This window comes from Gandjariella thermophila (assembly GCF_005405885.1).
Lineage (GTDB): Bacteria > Actinomycetota > Actinomycetes > Mycobacteriales > Pseudonocardiaceae > Gandjariella > Gandjariella thermophila.
The window spans coordinates 1-13,687 of sequence record NZ_BJFL01000041.1; the positions used below are offsets into that span (position 1 = coordinate 1).

At 71.3% G+C, this 13,687-nt stretch carries 13 protein-coding genes and 1 pseudogene; 7 read left to right on the forward strand and 7 right to left on the reverse strand.

Annotated features, from left to right (window positions below; genetic code table 11):
- Positions 1 to 240: helix-turn-helix domain-containing protein (locus FFT21_RS24725; RefSeq protein ID WP_137811991.1), on the reverse strand; the 240-nt coding region annotated here is incomplete at its 3' end.
- A 505-nt stretch (positions 241 to 745) separates the two neighbouring features.
- Positions 746 to 1,027 carry a hypothetical protein gene (locus tag FFT21_RS30045; protein ID WP_225978728.1) on the reverse strand — a complete coding sequence of 94 codons (282 nt, stop codon included), beginning with the start codon at positions 1,025 to 1,027 and terminating at the stop codon, positions 746 to 748.
- On the opposite strand from FFT21_RS30045, the gene FFT21_RS24730 reads away from it, so the two are divergent.
- Positions 996 to 1,436, forward strand: a complete 441-nt coding sequence (locus FFT21_RS24730; protein ID WP_225978729.1) for a hypothetical protein — start codon at positions 996 to 998, stop codon at positions 1,434 to 1,436. The genes FFT21_RS30045 and FFT21_RS24730 overlap by 32 nt on opposite strands.
- A 105-nt stretch (positions 1,437 to 1,541) precedes the next feature.
- Here the strand turns inward: FFT21_RS24730 and mftD are convergent, their stop codons facing one another.
- Positions 1,542 to 2,726 (reverse strand): pre-mycofactocin synthase MftD, encoded by a 1,185-nt coding sequence (mftD, locus tag FFT21_RS24735; RefSeq protein ID WP_137816334.1) that lies wholly within the window; start codon positions 2,724 to 2,726, stop codon positions 1,542 to 1,544.
- 203 nt (positions 2,727 to 2,929) lie between these two features.
- Between mftD and FFT21_RS24740 the strand changes: the two genes are divergently transcribed.
- Positions 2,930 to 3,886, forward strand: a complete 957-nt coding sequence (locus FFT21_RS24740; protein ID WP_137816335.1) for a hypothetical protein — start codon at positions 2,930 to 2,932, stop codon at positions 3,884 to 3,886.
- Positions 3,887 to 3,959: 73 nt separating this feature from the next.
- Positions 3,960 to 4,412, forward strand: coding sequence for a winged helix-turn-helix transcriptional regulator (locus FFT21_RS24745; RefSeq protein ID WP_137816358.1), 453 nt, complete (start codon positions 3,960 to 3,962; stop codon positions 4,410 to 4,412).
- A gap of 35 nt (positions 4,413 to 4,447) precedes the next feature.
- Here the strand turns inward: FFT21_RS24745 and FFT21_RS24750 are convergent, their stop codons facing one another.
- The 3 genes from FFT21_RS24750 to FFT21_RS24760 all read right to left on the reverse strand — a co-directional run bounded on the left by FFT21_RS24750 (position 4,448) and on the right by FFT21_RS24760 (position 8,016).
- Entirely contained in the window at positions 4,448 to 5,419 is a 972-nt protein-coding gene (locus FFT21_RS24750) for a magnesium transporter CorA family protein (RefSeq protein WP_137816336.1), read from the reverse strand.
- A 91-nt stretch (positions 5,420 to 5,510) separates the two neighbouring features.
- Complete coding sequence (locus FFT21_RS24755; protein WP_137816337.1) at positions 5,511 to 6,089, reverse strand: sigma-70 family RNA polymerase sigma factor; 579 nt, start codon at positions 6,087 to 6,089, stop codon at positions 5,511 to 5,513.
- Between the two features lie 889 nt (positions 6,090 to 6,978).
- Entirely contained in the window at positions 6,979 to 8,016 is a 1,038-nt protein-coding gene (locus FFT21_RS24760) for an AraC family transcriptional regulator (protein ID WP_137816338.1), read from the reverse strand.
- 288 nt (positions 8,017 to 8,304) lie between these two features.
- Here FFT21_RS24760 and FFT21_RS24765 point away from each other — a divergent pair.
- The 3 genes and pseudogenes from FFT21_RS24765 to FFT21_RS24775 all read left to right on the forward strand — a co-directional run.
- Positions 8,305 to 8,415: pseudogene (locus tag FFT21_RS24765) on the forward strand (SDR family oxidoreductase); the annotation flags it as partial.
- 135 nt (positions 8,416 to 8,550) lie between these two features.
- Positions 8,551 to 9,318 carry an enoyl-ACP reductase FabI gene (fabI, locus tag FFT21_RS24770; protein WP_137816339.1) on the forward strand — a complete coding sequence of 256 codons (768 nt, stop codon included), beginning with the start codon at positions 8,551 to 8,553 and terminating at the stop codon, positions 9,316 to 9,318.
- Between the two features lie 6 nt (positions 9,319 to 9,324).
- On the forward strand, positions 9,325 to 10,071 hold the full coding sequence (locus tag FFT21_RS24775; protein ID WP_137816340.1) for a LuxR C-terminal-related transcriptional regulator: 747 nt from the start codon (positions 9,325 to 9,327) through the stop codon (positions 10,069 to 10,071).
- 63 nt (positions 10,072 to 10,134) lie between these two features.
- Here FFT21_RS24775 and FFT21_RS24780 read toward each other — a convergent pair whose 3' ends face one another.
- A complete protein-coding gene (locus FFT21_RS24780) occupies positions 10,135 to 11,427 on the reverse strand; it encodes a beta-ketoacyl-[acyl-carrier-protein] synthase family protein (RefSeq protein WP_371856859.1) in 1,293 nt (430 codons plus the stop codon).
- Positions 11,428 to 11,867: 440 nt separating this feature from the next.
- On the opposite strand from FFT21_RS24780, the gene FFT21_RS24785 reads away from it, so the two are divergent.
- Positions 11,868 to 13,676 carry a fatty acyl-AMP ligase gene (locus FFT21_RS24785; RefSeq protein ID WP_137816341.1) on the forward strand — a complete coding sequence of 603 codons (1,809 nt, stop codon included), beginning with the start codon at positions 11,868 to 11,870 and terminating at the stop codon, positions 13,674 to 13,676.
- Positions 13,677 to 13,687 lie beyond the last annotated feature (11 nt).

The following is a 13,687-nucleotide window of genomic DNA, read 5'->3' on the forward strand; positions in this document are numbered from 1 at the left end:
CAGCGGAAGTATGGATCGATAAACTCTCGATACGGTCGACTGGCTGACTCCGAACAGGTCGCCCACAGCCGCCTGGTTCAGATTCTGCCGGACGTATACCAAGGTGAGTACGACAGCGCGATACAGTCCCACCACCGGAGGCCAGACTTGCTTTTTATTACAGGAGACGATCTGCCAAATGCGAGCAACAAGCTCCTCGATCTGGTCGGCAGCAAGTCCTGTAGTAGACTGGTAACGCAACGGCCCCGCCTGTAAGTCGTGTTCTGTGGGAGGAAAACGATCTTACCTGATCGGGGCCGTTGCCCTACTTTGAGGTGATCAAGCCGGCCTGAATAACGCTCATGGAAAATGTTGTTGCGGCCGCCGCGATAATCGTCGCCAGACGGGCCGCCCGCCTTATGGCTGATCGCCCAGGCGCTCGGCCCCGGCCACGGACAGCGCCCAGATCAATCCTGTTTCCCATTTGAGTCCCTTCATGATCGCAACCGGCCATCAAGGCCGACGCCGTCAAACCGCGATCAGTACACCGCGTCATCATCCGGACACACTGCGTGGAACAAGCCAAAGAGGGACAAGATTCAGCCACGGAGACGACACACCGACACGCTCACTCCGCGGCCCAACGCGCTGGGTGCGGGCCCGGGTCCGGCGTCTGCACCAGCCCTTCACCCAACTGCCTGCCACTCCCGAAGCGGTGGAGGCCGCCTCGACGGCAGCCGGTCGTCGGCGGGCCCGGGACAGGTGATCACGGCACGCCAGGAAAGATCGCACTGTGCGGCCGCGGCGTCACAAACAACCGGTGGCGTGTTGGAAAGTCCGCCAAGACGAATGGGCCGGCCAGTCCGGGACGCCAGGCGGTGCGTACCGGCACGATTTCCATCATCATGTCCGGACACCCGGCCATCCCGCGCGGATGGCGAAGAACGGTGGAACCGTTGTCGGTGAACTGCCACGTCGACCATGTCCGACCAATTACCGAGCTGTACACTATTTGCATGGCAGCAGGCTGGTCGGCAACGTTGGCCATCGCGGCAATGGTCGGCGGCCTTTTTCCGATCATCGGCGCCTGCGGCGACTCGGCGCAACGCGATTCGGTCCCGCCTCCCGCTACCGCGCCCAGTGTCTCGGCAGCCGGTCAACCGGGCGCACAACCGCAGGGTTCTCTCCGCGGACAGGTTGTCCGGCCACCGGGCCGCGATCCGCGTAGCGGCATCGTCGCCGCGAACGTGCCGGTGAGCGGAGACCCCATCGTGGTCCGTGACGGGGCCGGTGACACGGTCGCATCGGCGGTCACCGGGCAGGACGGCTCCTTCCAGGTGCGCTTGGCTCCTGGTGGTTACCTCGTCGTGGAGAGTATCTGCAAGGTCAGTCGACAGGTGTCGATTCGTCGTGGCGCAATCTCTTCGGTGACGCTCACGATTCCCAATGTTTGTTGACCACCCTGGGAGCGGTGAGCGTGAGTCGACGCGGGCGGCTCGGTGCCAGCCTGCGCCCACCACGACCGCGAGGGTGATCGGTCAGCCGGGGTTGCCGGCCGACCGTCACGGCGCGTCGGTCAGGCCCAGGGCACGCGGGAACCCCGGCGGGACGACCACGTCGCCGCGGGTGAGGTCGTGGACGCTGCCGTGGCCGAGGGCGAGCAGCGTGGAGTCGATGCCGTTGCGGAGGATGTCCAGCACGTTCTCCACGCCGGCCTGACCGGCCGCGGCCAGCCCCCACAGGTAGGCCCGGCCGATCATGACGGCGCGGGCGCCGAGAGCGACGGCCTTGACCACGTCGCTGCCTCGGCGGATGCCGCCGTCGAGCAGCACCTCGATCTCATCGCCCACGGCATCGACGACAGCCGGCAGGGCGCGGATGGTGGCCGGGGTGCCGTCCAGGTTGTTGCCGCCGTGGTTGGACACCGAGATCGCGCTCATCCCCGCGTCCACGGCGCGCTTCGCGTCGTCCACCCGGATCACGCCCTTGAGCAGGAACGGCCCGTCCCACTGCTCCCGCAGCCAGCGGAGGTCCTCCCAGCTCGGCGGCGGCGTCTGCATCCACTGCCCGTACGCGCCGAAGAACGTGGGCGCCGGGCCGCCCAGGTCCGCCATGTTCGGCACGGTCAGAGCCGGCAACCGTCCACTCCGGACATAGCTGGCCAGCCACCGGGGGTGGCGCAGGCCCTGCGGGGCGAACCGCAGCAGTTCACGTGCGGTCAGCCGTTCCGGGATGTGCGGGCTGCCCCAGTCCCGACTGTGCGAGAACGACCAGTCCAGGGTGAGGATCAGCCCGGCAACTCCGGCGGCGCGGGCCCGCTCGATGCGGCGCAGCACGTCGTCGCGGCCGCCGATCCAGTAGAGCTGGAAGAACGTCTGCGGGTTGGCCGCGACGACCTCCTCCACCGGCTTGCTGGCGAAGGAACTCAGGCCGATCGCGGTGCCCCGGGCGGCGGCCGCGCGGGCCACCGCGACCTCCCCGTCGGGATGCACGGCCTGCACCCCGGTCGGCGAGATCAGCACCGGCATGGACAGCGGCTGGTCGAGCACCGTGGTGGTCAGGTCGCGCTTGTCGCGCAGCCCCGCGGTGTGCGGGGCGAACCCGATCTCGGCGAAGGCGTCCACGTTGTCCCGAAGGGTCACGCCCTTCTCCGACCCGGCGATCAACGCGTCGTACACCGACCGCGGCAGCCGCTTCCTCGCCCGCCGCTGCGCCTCGGCGACGCTCTCGAACCACTGACCGGCCATGACGACCCTCTCCCAAACACGCGCCGCTGCTGCGTCCGCCGGTCCGGCGGCGTGCCCGCCGGACCGCCATTTCGACACCGAGTGCCAAAGGTGTGGGTACGATAACGTCACCGAGTGCCACAATCAACCCTGCGGTAGCTGCTCCGGCGCGGCCTTGACGCCGGCTGTACCCGCAACCGGGAACGATCACGGCGGAGGGAGCCGTGAGAAGGATCGTTCCGTTAGGCCGCTGGGTCCTACTCGTGCTGGTCGTCGTGTTCGGCGTGCTCGGTGACGCGCCGGCACCCGCGGAAGCGCCGCCACCGGCGGTCGCCGCGGGGACGGCGGCGAAGGACTTCCGGCTCGCCACACCCAGCACGCAGGTGCTGCCCGCGCGGGTACGGGCCACCGGGCGGGGTGCCGTCTCGCGCACGTTTCGCGAGCTGCAACTGAACCTGTGCCACGGCGGCATCGCGCCGTGCGGCGACGACTCGACGCTGCCGGAGATCGACGCGTTGCTGCGCCAGCTGTCGGGCAGCCGGACCCCACCCGACCTGATCACCCTCAACGAGGTCTGCCGCGACGACATCGCGCGGCACCTGGCGTCGTCGATGGCGGACGTCTGGCCGGCTGACAAGGTTTTCTTCCTGTTCGCGCCGGCCGTCGACGGGAACCGCGGCGGCGCCATGGCGCCGTACCCCTGCGCCGACGGCGACGCCTACGGCAACGCCGTCATCGGGCACGTTCCAGACGCCCAGTACCACGGGCTGGCGGGCCTTTATGGTACGTACACGGCGCAAACCGCCGATCCGGAGAAGCGCAGCTTCGGGTGCCTGTACCTGGCCCGGCACTACTACGCGTGTACCACCCACCTGGAGGTCGCGGACCGGGCCGTCGCCATGCGCCAGTGCGTGACGTTGATGATCGAGGTTATCCCGTTCCTCGCCGGCCACGAAGGCGGGAACCTGCCGACCGTGGTGGGTGCCGATCTCAACCTGAGGGACGGCGCGGAGAGCCCGCAGAACGTGCGGCACTGCGTGCCCGCCGGTTACCACCGCGCCGGCGACGGCGACGTCATGCACGTGATGGTCAGCGGCGACATCGGCCTGGCGCGTACCGACAGGTTCCCCCTGCGGCACACCGACCACAACGCGTTCCTGGTGACCATGACGATGCCGTGACGCGAGTGCCCAGGGCGGCGCCCCGGCGGAGCGGATCCCGGCCGCCGGGTCGCCGTGCTCGGTGGCACGGACCATGGATCTGCTCGGTGACTGGTGGACGCCGCTGGTACTGCGGGAGGCCTTCTACGGGATCCGCCGGTTCGACGATTTCCAGCGCGAGCTGGGTATCGCGCGGAACACGCTGACCAACCGGCTGCGCCGGTTGGTCGACGAGGGCCTGCTGGAGAAGCGGCTCTACCAGAGCGAGCCGCGGCGCTACGACTACGTGCTGACCGAGAAGGGCAGCGACTTCTTCGGGGTGCTCGCCGCGATGTCGCGGTGGGGTGACCGGTGGCTGGCTGGTGAGGAGGGCCCTCCGGTCACGTTCCACCACGACGCGTGTGGCCGGGACAGCCACGCCGAGGTGGTGTGCGCCGCCTGCGGGAAGCCGATGCGGGCGGAGAACACCTCGATGCGGATGGGGCCGGGCTATCCGCAGCGGCTGCGGTCTCGGTCGGATGCCCAGCGCCGGTTCTCCACCGCCTGAGTGCCCTTGACAGCCAGCGTTGCGCGGCGCCCGGGTCACAGCCAGTCGCGGCGCCTGAACAGCACATACAGCGCCCCGGAGATGACCAGGATGGCGACGGTGGATATCCAGAAGCCGCTGGCCTGCTGGAAACCGGGATACGGCACGTTCTGGCCGTAGAAGCCGGTGACCGCGGTCGGCACCGCGATGATCGCGGCCCAACTGGTGACCTTCTTCATGATGATGTTGAGCCGGTAGCTCTGCAGGTTGAGCTGGGTTTCGCGGATGGTGCTGACCAGGTCCCGCAGCGACTCGGTCCACTCGGACGCGCGCAGGACGTGGTCGTAGACGTCCTGGAAGTACGGCATCAACGTCTCGTCGCAGACGTGGAAGTCGTGGCGCATCACCGAGTTCACCACCTCGCGCATCGGCAGCACGACCCGGCGCAGCGCGACCAGGCTCCTGCGCAGGTCCAGCGAGCGACGCTGCATGTCGGCGTGGTCGACGTGGTCGGCGAAGACCCGGTCCTCCAGGTCCTCGATCTGCTCGTCCAGCGCCTGCACGGCCTCGAAGTGGCCGTCCACGACGTAGTCGAGCAGGCCGTGCAGCAGGAAACCCACGCCGCTCTTGGCGAGGTCGGTCGCGGAGTCCCAGCGGGCCAGCACGGCGTCGATGTCGAAGTGCTCGTCCTTGCGGACGGTGACCAGGGCCCGGTCGGTGACGAACGCGGCCAGTTCGGAGGTGACGAGCCGGCCGGTGATGGCGTCCAGGCGTGCCGCGTAGGCGGTGAGGAACGCGTGGGTGTCGTAGCGGTCAAGCTTGGGCCGCTGGTGCTCGTGCACCGCGTCCTCCACGGCGAGCCGGTGCAGGCTCAGCTCCTCGCTGATGGTGGCCAGGTCGTCCTCGGTGGGGGCGCACATGTCCAGCCAGACGGTGGCGGACGGGTCGGCGAGGTGGTCGGAGACGTCGGCGGCCGGGAAGTTCTCGGCCACCAGGACACCGTTGCGGTACAGGCGGGTGCGAGCCATGGCGGCACAGGTTATGACACCGGCGCGGGCACGCGTGGCACCCCTGGTGATGGCCGGGCCTCTTCGTCGGGGGCCCAGGGGCGTGTTCCGCTCAGCCCGCCGAACGGCCGGCGGCGTCCTCGGCCTGGCGCAGCAGGGTGATCAGCTCGTCACGGGCGCGGGCGACGCGGGAGCGGATGGTGCCGATCGGGCACCGGCAGATCGCGGCGGCCTCCGCATAGGACAGTCCGAGTTGCTGGGTGAGCACGAACGCCTCGCGCCGATCGCCGGCCAAACCGTCCAGCAACTCGTTGATGGCCAGGCGGTCGTCGAAGCCGGGCAGGTCGCGGGGCTGTGCGCGCTCGGCGCTGGCCTGCCAGTCGGGCACCTCGGCGCGGCGGGGCCGGACCCGGGCGGCGCGGATGTGGTCGATGACCGCGCGGCGGGCGATGGACAGTAACCACACCCGGGCGGTGGAACGGCCGGAGAAGGTCGGCAGGCTGCGCAGCGCGCGCAGGAAGGTGTCCTGGGCAAGGTCGTCGGCGCGGGCGGGGCCGGCGAGGTGGGCGACGAAGCGCCAGACGTCGCGCTGGGTGGCGCGCACGAAACGGTCCCGCGCGTCCCGATCGCCGTGGCGGGCGTCCAACGCCCACTCGGTGATCTCGCTGTCGCTGGCGCGGTCTGGCGTCATGGCGGGCACCAATCCAGGTAGCCGGGGCGCTGGCGGAGCGTCGCCGGCAGTCGCCGGGGACGGCGTGCGTGTCTACCTACGCGTCGCCACCGGCCGATGGTTCAGCCGAACGCCCCCGCACCGGCGTCGCGGCGCCGACCCCCGGTTAAGGCGCCCGCGGGGTCCCGCGGCGACCGTCTGGGATCTGGCCGCGCCGACGGCGGGGCTGGCTCGCCCAGGGCGTGACGCAACAGCTCAACGGTGCGGTTGTACTCCGCGACCCGCGCCGGAGTCACCTGCCGCGCGTCGGCGAAGTCACGTGCGAATGCCCGGGCAATCCGGACCGCCGACGAGGCGACCGCGGCCCAGCTGCCCGGCGGGGGCTCGACATCCCGAGGCAGCCACACGCTGAGGGCATCGGCGTGCTCCGCCACTTCGGCGACGGCGAACGTAATCGCCGCGCGCGCGTCCCACAGGGAGTCGTCGTCGGTGGGGTAGGGCACTGGTTCCGGCAGGGGTGGCGCGGCGAGGAGCACACGCAGCTGCCCCCAACGCTCCGCGTCAGTGTGCGGACGTGGTGCGTGCATGTCCGGGGTCGAGCCACCCACGGCCGGCACGCTATGACCTGCCTGGTCACCCGGGACCACGGGCGGAAGGCCCGCCCGGGTAGGGGCGGAAGTCCCCTGGATTCGAGGTCGGGCGTCGCCCGTTCCGACCGAGGTGACAGCGTGGTGTCTCGCCGCCGCCTACCGTTTCGCCGCTGGTCCGGGTCGTCATGCCGACTCTCTTCATCGTGTCCACGTGGTGCGCGGGGTACCCAGCCGCCCGGCGGCGAGCGCGGTGGTGGCGGCGACGGCACCACCTGGCTCGAACCCGTCACCGGCGAGCAACACCAACAAGCCAACCGGCACTAGATGGCTCGGGCCGGCGGGGTGCGGTAGGCGCCGGGAGTGTCGCCGGTCCAGCGGCGGAAGGCACGGATGAACGCCGGCGCGTCGGCGTAGCCCAGCCGCACCGCCACCTGTTCCACACCGAGGCCCGCGGTGAGCATCTCGATCGCGAGCACGTGCCGGACCTCGTCGAGCAGTCGCCGGAAGGACGTGCCCTCCATGGCCAGGCGGCGGTGCAGGGTGCGCGTGGACACGTGCAGTTCGGCGGCGGCGATGCTCATGTCCGGGATCGGGTTCTGCCGCCGCATCAGCAGCTCGCACACCCGGCCGGCGAACCGCTGGTCCACCCGGCGAGCCAGCAGGGCACGGCACTCACGCTCGCACACCCGCATGGTGTGCGGATCGGCCTGCGGCAGCGGCCGGTCCAGCAGGGCGGCGTCCGCGACGATGGCGTTGCGGGCGGCGCCGAAGGTGACCGGCGCACCGGCGAGCGACTCGTACGACGTGGCGATGTCGGGGCGGGGAAAACGCAATTCCACCCGCCGGGGCGTGAAGGGTTCACCGAGAATGGTGTCCAGAATGGTACGAACGGCGGCTATTTCCCGCTCCACCACGAACCGGCGAACCGGTCTGGGCAGTGACGCGTCGTCGACGACCAGGTGAACCTCGTCACCGTTTTCCTGAAGCTCGATGCCGGCGGTGGCATAGGTGAGTTCCACATAGCGCAGCGCCACGTCCGCCGCGTCGCGCAGCGTGGGGCTGGCGAGCAGCGCAAAGCCCCAGACACCGTACGTACGCAAACGAAATCGGCTGCCCACCGCGAAGCCCAGCCCCGGCGGGTCGCCGGCCGCGCGGACCAGATTGTGCGCCACGATCAGCTCTTGGCCGCTGCGGACCACGGCGGTGTCGTCGCGCAGCATGGCCTGTTCGATTCCGGTGCCGGCCAGGCAGGTGGCCACGGGCACACCGGAACATGCACCGACCTCGACGATGGCGCGGATCCCGGCGATCCCACGCTGGAAGAACACGGCAGGAGTCGGGTCGTCGACCGCCGTCATTTGCTGCCGTTGCCATTGTCCGAAATTGTCAACAGTCTGTCCTGCCTTGCCAAGGGTCGACACTGCCAATCTCCCTACGATAAGAAAGGGCGTCGCGCGGAAGCCGGTCGTACGCCCCTCCACAGTAACCGGAACGACCAGGAGGAAACAGTAGTCAATGTCGGACGCTTACCGATACATATCCATGGTTACACGGGTTTACCTTGCTGGCACCGGGATCCGGTACGGCGGCGGCGAAAGGGGACTGCCTGGTGCGTGTGTCCAGCCCCGGCGCGTGCTCGGACAGCCGGGTCCGCCGCGGAGGTCGCCGGTGTGGTGACCTGGCTGGCCTTCGACGCCGCCGGTTACCTCACCGGGGCGATCATCCCGGTCGACGGCGGCCTCGGCATGGGCCACTGACGCGTGGGCCCTGACGGATGGGCCGTGGCGCATGAGCGCCGACGGACAGGCCAACGAGGCCGATCGACTTTTCCGACACCCGGCCACCGACGTCCGGTCACCCGAAGGATCAACCAGCGAAGGGGTTCACGTCATATGTCTGGTCTGCTCGCGGGTAAGCGGCTGCTGGTCACCGGCGTCATCACCGAGGCGTCGATCGCGTTCTCCGTGGCCCGCATCGCGCAGGAACAGGGCGCGATGGTGGTACTCGCCGGGTACGGGCGGCTGTCCCTGGTAGAGCGCATCGCCAGGCGGCTGCCCAAACCGGCCGCCATCGTCGAGTTGGATGTGACCAATCCCGCGCACCTGCGCTCCCTGGCCAGGCGGATCGGGGAGCACGTCGCCGGGCTCGACGGGGTGGTGCACTCGATCGGCTACGCCCCGCCCGCCTGCCTCGGCGGCGGGTTCCTCGACGCGTCCTGGGAGGACGTGGCCACCGCGCTGCACGTGTCCACGTACTCGCTGAAGTCGCTCACCACCGCCTGCCTGCCGCTGATGGGGCCGGGCGCCAGCGTGGTCGGCCTGGACTTCGACGGCAGCCGGGCCTGGCCGGTGTACGACTGGATGGGCGTGGCCAAGGGCGGGCTGGAAGCCACCTCCCGCTACCTCGCCCGCTACCTCGGCCACCGGGGTATCCGGGTGAACCTGGTGGCCGCCGGGCCGCTGCGCACCACGGCGGCGAAGTCCATCCCGGGGTTCGTGGAGTTCGAGAAGTCGTGGACCCGGCGCGCCCCGCTGGGCTGGAACGTGACCGACCACGACGCGGCCGGGCGGGCCTGCGCGGCCCTGCTCTCCGACTGGTTCCCCGCGACGACCGGCGAGATCGTGCACGTCGACGGCGGCTTCCACGCGGTGGGGGGGTGAGTCCGGGTGGGGGAGGGAGTGCCGCACGGCTCGTACTCGGACGACACCGTCGGCACCGAGGTCGCCGGCATCGGCGTCCTGCTGGTGGACAACGAGGATCTGGTGCGCCGCGGCTTCCGGCACGCTCTCGGGGAGGCGCCGGACATCACCGTGGTGGCCGAGGCGAGGGTCGGCGGGGACGCGTTGCGGCTGGTCGGGGAGCACCGGCCGCGCGTGGTGTTGGTCGACCCGGGCCGCGCCACCCCGCAGGACGGGGTCGAGTTCGTCCGGGCACTGGCCCGCGCCGGCGCCGACACCGGCGTCATCGTGCTCACCAGCCAGGCCCGCGACGACCACCTGTTCCGCTCGTTGCGGGCGGGCGCGCGCGGGTTCCTGCTGAAGAGCCTGAGCCAGGAGGAACTGGTCTACGCGGTGCGGTCGGTCGCCGAGGGCAAGGCGTTCATCTGCCCGGCGATGACGCGCCGGATGCTCGACCGGTTCGAGATCCTGCCGCCGCCGGACGAGCGTTCCGCCACGGCCTCGCTGGCCGCGCTGAGTCGCCGGGAGACGCAGGTGCTGGCCGGCATCGCGGTCGGCAAGTCGAACCAGCAGATCGCCAGGGAGCTGCACCTGACCGCGGCCACGGTGAAGTCGCACGTGTCCCACATTCTCGCCAAGCTGCGCCTGCCGAACCGGATGCACGCCGCGCTGCTGGCCTACCGGCTGGGCCTCGCGCGCCCGCCGTGGTCGCCGGTCGACGGTCCCCGGCGCTAACCCGGCGGGGACGACCGCGCTCCGCCCGGGTGCCCTCGGGCGGACGCGCGGTTCGGCCACCGCTCAGCCGGCCTTGGTGAAGGCGAGCACCACGTTGTGACCGCCGAACCCGAAGGAGTTGGAAATCGCCGCGGGCACCCGGGCGCGCCGCGGCCCTCCCGCGACGATCTCCAGCTTCGCCTCGGGATCCTGCTCGTCCAGATTGTTGGTCGGCGGCACCACGTCGTCCCGCACGCTGAGGATGGTGAAGATCGCCTCGACCGCGCCGGCACCACCGATGAGGTGACCGGTGATCGACTTGGTCGCGCTCACCAGCGGGTGCGGGCCGAGGGCGGTGGCGATCGCGGCCGCCTCGACCAGGTCGCCGACCGGGGTGCCGGGCGCGTGCGCGTTCACGTGCACGACGTCCTCCGGGCCGAGCCCGCCGGCGCGCAGGGCCTCCTGAATGGCCCGCACCTGACCGTCCGGTAGCGGGGCGGTCATGTCGTGAGCGTCGGAACTCATCCCCGCGCCGGCCAGCGTGGCGTGCGCCGTCGCGCCACGGGCCCGGGCGAACTCCGCCCGCTCCAACACCACCGCGCCGGCGCCCTCGCCCATCACGAAACCCTCGCGGGCGCTGTCGAACGGCCGCGCCGCGCCCCGCGGGTCGTGGTGCCGGCGGGACAGCGCGCCCATCCGGGCGAACGCCGCGATGGACAGCCGGGCCAGGCAGGCGTCGGTGCCGCCGGCCAGCACGACGTCGGCACGCCCGGACCGCAGCAGGCCGAGCCCGACCGCGATCGCCTCGGCACCCGAGGCGCAGGCGCTGGTCGGGGCGTGCGCCCCGCCGCGAGCGCCGAGCGCCAGGCTGACCACCGCGGCCGACCCGTTGGGCATGAGCATCGTGACCGCGAACGGCGACACCCGGCTCGGCCCCCTGGCCGCGATGACGTCGTGCTGGTCGACCACGGTCCGCCCGCCGCCGAGACCGGTGCCGAACACCACGGCGAACCGCTCCGGCGCCACCTCCGGCCGGCCGGCGTCCGCCCACGCCTGCCGGGCGGCCACCATGGCCAACTGCTGGCACCGGTCCATCCGGCGCGCCTCGACGCGGTCCAGCGCCTCGGTCGGTTCCTGGCGCAGCCGCGCGCCGAGCCGGACCGGCAGGTCGTCGGCCCACGGATCGTCCAGCAGTCCGGTGGCGGACTCCCCGGCCAGCAGGGCGGACCAACTGGACGGCACGTCCGGCCCGAGCGGTGTGGTCATGCCCAGCCCGGTGACCAGGACCTCGCGGTCGGCGCCGCCGTGGGTGCCTGCGGGCGGCGGAAGTGACGGATGCCCGAAGAAGTGCATGAACTCATCGCCCCCGTAGACCATCGCGGGCTCCCTTCCTTTTCGCGAGTCTGCGCGCCGCCGCGACCTGACGTCCTCATGCCTTTCTCCTCGCGGGTCGTCGGCGGCAGCGAAAAACGCCGGCGGACCGCCGCGGTGCGGATGTCGATGTGGTCGGTGACCACCGGAACGCTAGCAATGGTGGCGGCGATTCCGGGATTGGCCACCGGGCGGAATTTCGACGGTGACCGGTGGCCGATCGTCGCTGTCCCCCGTGGGCGAGCCGTTTCCGCCCCGGGGCGGTGGTCGACCACCCTCCGTCGGCCGATTCCGCCGAATCGTTGCGCGGCGTAGCCTCGTCGACCGGAAGGCGCGGCCCGGATATCGCCGTCGAATGGCCTACCGGCGCGGCGAAAAGCGCGCGGAAAACCACGGAAAACCACGGAAAACCGCCTACGAACGTCATCCCGGAACAGGAGTGCACCATGCCATGGACGCCCGGTGAACCATCGCGGCCGGAGTTGGGCACGCTGGTCGACCTCTGCCGGCACCGCGCGGCCGAGCGGCCCGATCGGCGGACGTTCGTGTTCCTGGACAACGGCGTGGACGAATCCGACTCGCTCACCCTCGGCCAGCTCGACCTCCGGGCCAGGGCCATCGCCGCGCGCCTGGGCAAGTACGCGCCGGCGGGTGGCCGCGCCCTGCTCAGCTACCCGCCGGGCCTGGACTTCGTCTCCGCCTTCTTCGGCTGCCTGTACGCCGGCATCATCGCGGTGCCCTGCCCGCCGATCGTGCGCTCCCCGCACGACGCGCGGCACACCAGGCTGCGCGCCATCGCGGAGAGCTGCGAGCCCGAACTGCTGCTCTCCGACGCGGGAACCCTGGACAAGGTCGACCCGCTGCTGCACGGCATGCCGTACCTGAGCCGGCTGACGCCGGTGGCCACCGACGAGGTGGACGCGGCGGACGCGGAGCGGTGGAGCCCGTGCCCCATCGACCCGGACACCGTGGCCTACCTGCAGTACACCTCCGGCACGGTGCAGCGGCCCCGGGGCGTCGTGCTCACCCACGGCAACGTGATGCACAACCTCGCGCTGATCGTGGCGAACGGCTCCGGCGAGCGGGACGATCTCGCCAACGTGCCGCCGGCCGTGTCCTGGCTGCCCGTCTTCCACGACATGGGCCTGATCAGCAACGTGGTGCAGCCCGTCTTCGTCGGCTACGACGCGGTGCTCATGTCGCCGGCAACGTTCGTCCGGCACCCGTTCAACTGGCTGCGCGCGATCTCCGACCGCCGAGCCGGGATCAGCGCGGCCTCCAGCTTCGGCTACGAGCTGTGCGTGCGGCGGGTTTCCGAGCAGCAGCGCCGCTCGCTCGACCTCTCCGCCTGGCGGATGGCACTGATCGGCGCGGACGCGGTGCGGGCCGAGGTGATCGACGAGTTCAGCGCGGCGTTCGCCCCGTGCGGGTTCCGCCGCGAGGCGTTCTTCCCCAGCTACGGGATGGCCGAGTCGACGGTCATGGTCAGCGGCGGCCCGGTGGAGCGGGAGCCGGTGATCGAACGGTTCGACGCCGCCGCGTTGGCCAAGGGCGTGGCACGCCCGGCCGAGCCGGGGGCCGCGGCCCGCCGGCTGGTCGGCTGCGGCCAGGTGCAGCCCTCGCTCGTCGCGGCGGTGGTGGATCCGGTCACCGGCGAACCGTGCGCCGCCGACGAGGTGGGGGAGATCCTCGTCTCCGGCCCGAGCATCGGCAAGGGCTACTGGAACGCCCCGGAGGCGTCCGCGCGCACCTTCCGGGCCGTGGTCCCCGGGCACGGCGGACGGGAGTTCCTGCGCACCGGCAGCCTCGGCTTCCTGAACGCTGGCCAACTCTTCGTCACCTGCCGGGTCACCGACCTGATCGTGCTGGACGGCGCGCAGCACTACCCCCAGGACATCGAGGCGACCGCGTCGGGCAGCCACGAGGCGGTGCGCGACGGGTTCTGCGCCGCCCTGGCCGTGCCGGACGGCGCGGCCGAGCGGCTGGTCGTCCTCGCCGAGATCGCCAGCCGCTACCGCGCCCTGCCGGACGGCGCCGAGACCGCCGGCGAGCCACCCGCCGGGCGAGGAGCCGTGCCCGCCGCCGAGCTGCGGCGAGCCATCCGCGACGCGGTCGCCGCGGCGCACGGGCTCACCGTGCACGACGTCGTGCTGCTCAAGACCGGCAGCCTCCCGTTCACCACCAGCGGCAAGCTCCGCCGCGCGGAGTGCCGGGCCCGGTACCGGGCCGGCGACCTCACCGCCGACGCCGGCTGAGCCGACCCGCT

Excerpts from the sequence above, each read along its gene's own strand:
- FFT21_RS24730 (WP_225978729.1), top strand. The coding sequence starts at position 996 with ATGGCAGCAGGCTGGTCGGCAACGTTGGCCATCGCGGCAATGGTCGGC.
- FFT21_RS30045 (WP_225978728.1), bottom strand. The coding sequence starts at position 1,027 with ATGGCCAACGTTGCCGACCAGCCTGCTGCCATGCAAATAGTGTACAGC.
- mftD (WP_137816334.1), bottom strand. The coding sequence starts at position 2,726 with ATGGCCGGTCAGTGGTTCGAGAGCGTCGCCGAGGCGCAGCGGCGGGCG.
- FFT21_RS24745 (WP_137816358.1), top strand. The coding sequence starts at position 3,960 with ATGGATCTGCTCGGTGACTGGTGGACGCCGCTGGTACTGCGGGAGGCC.
- FFT21_RS24750 (WP_137816336.1), bottom strand. The coding sequence starts at position 5,419 with ATGGCTCGCACCCGCCTGTACCGCAACGGTGTCCTGGTGGCCGAGAAC.
- FFT21_RS24755 (WP_137816337.1), bottom strand. The coding sequence starts at position 6,089 with ATGACGCCAGACCGCGCCAGCGACAGCGAGATCACCGAGTGGGCGTTG.
- FFT21_RS24760 (WP_137816338.1), bottom strand. The coding sequence starts at position 8,016 with ATGACGGCGGTCGACGACCCGACTCCTGCCGTGTTCTTCCAGCGTGGG.
- fabI (WP_137816339.1), top strand. The coding sequence starts at position 8,551 with ATGTCTGGTCTGCTCGCGGGTAAGCGGCTGCTGGTCACCGGCGTCATC.
- FFT21_RS24780 (WP_371856859.1), bottom strand. The coding sequence starts at position 11,427 with ATGGTCTACGGGGGCGATGAGTTCATGCACTTCTTCGGGCATCCGTCA.
- FFT21_RS24785 (WP_137816341.1), top strand. The coding sequence starts at position 11,868 with ATGCCATGGACGCCCGGTGAACCATCGCGGCCGGAGTTGGGCACGCTG.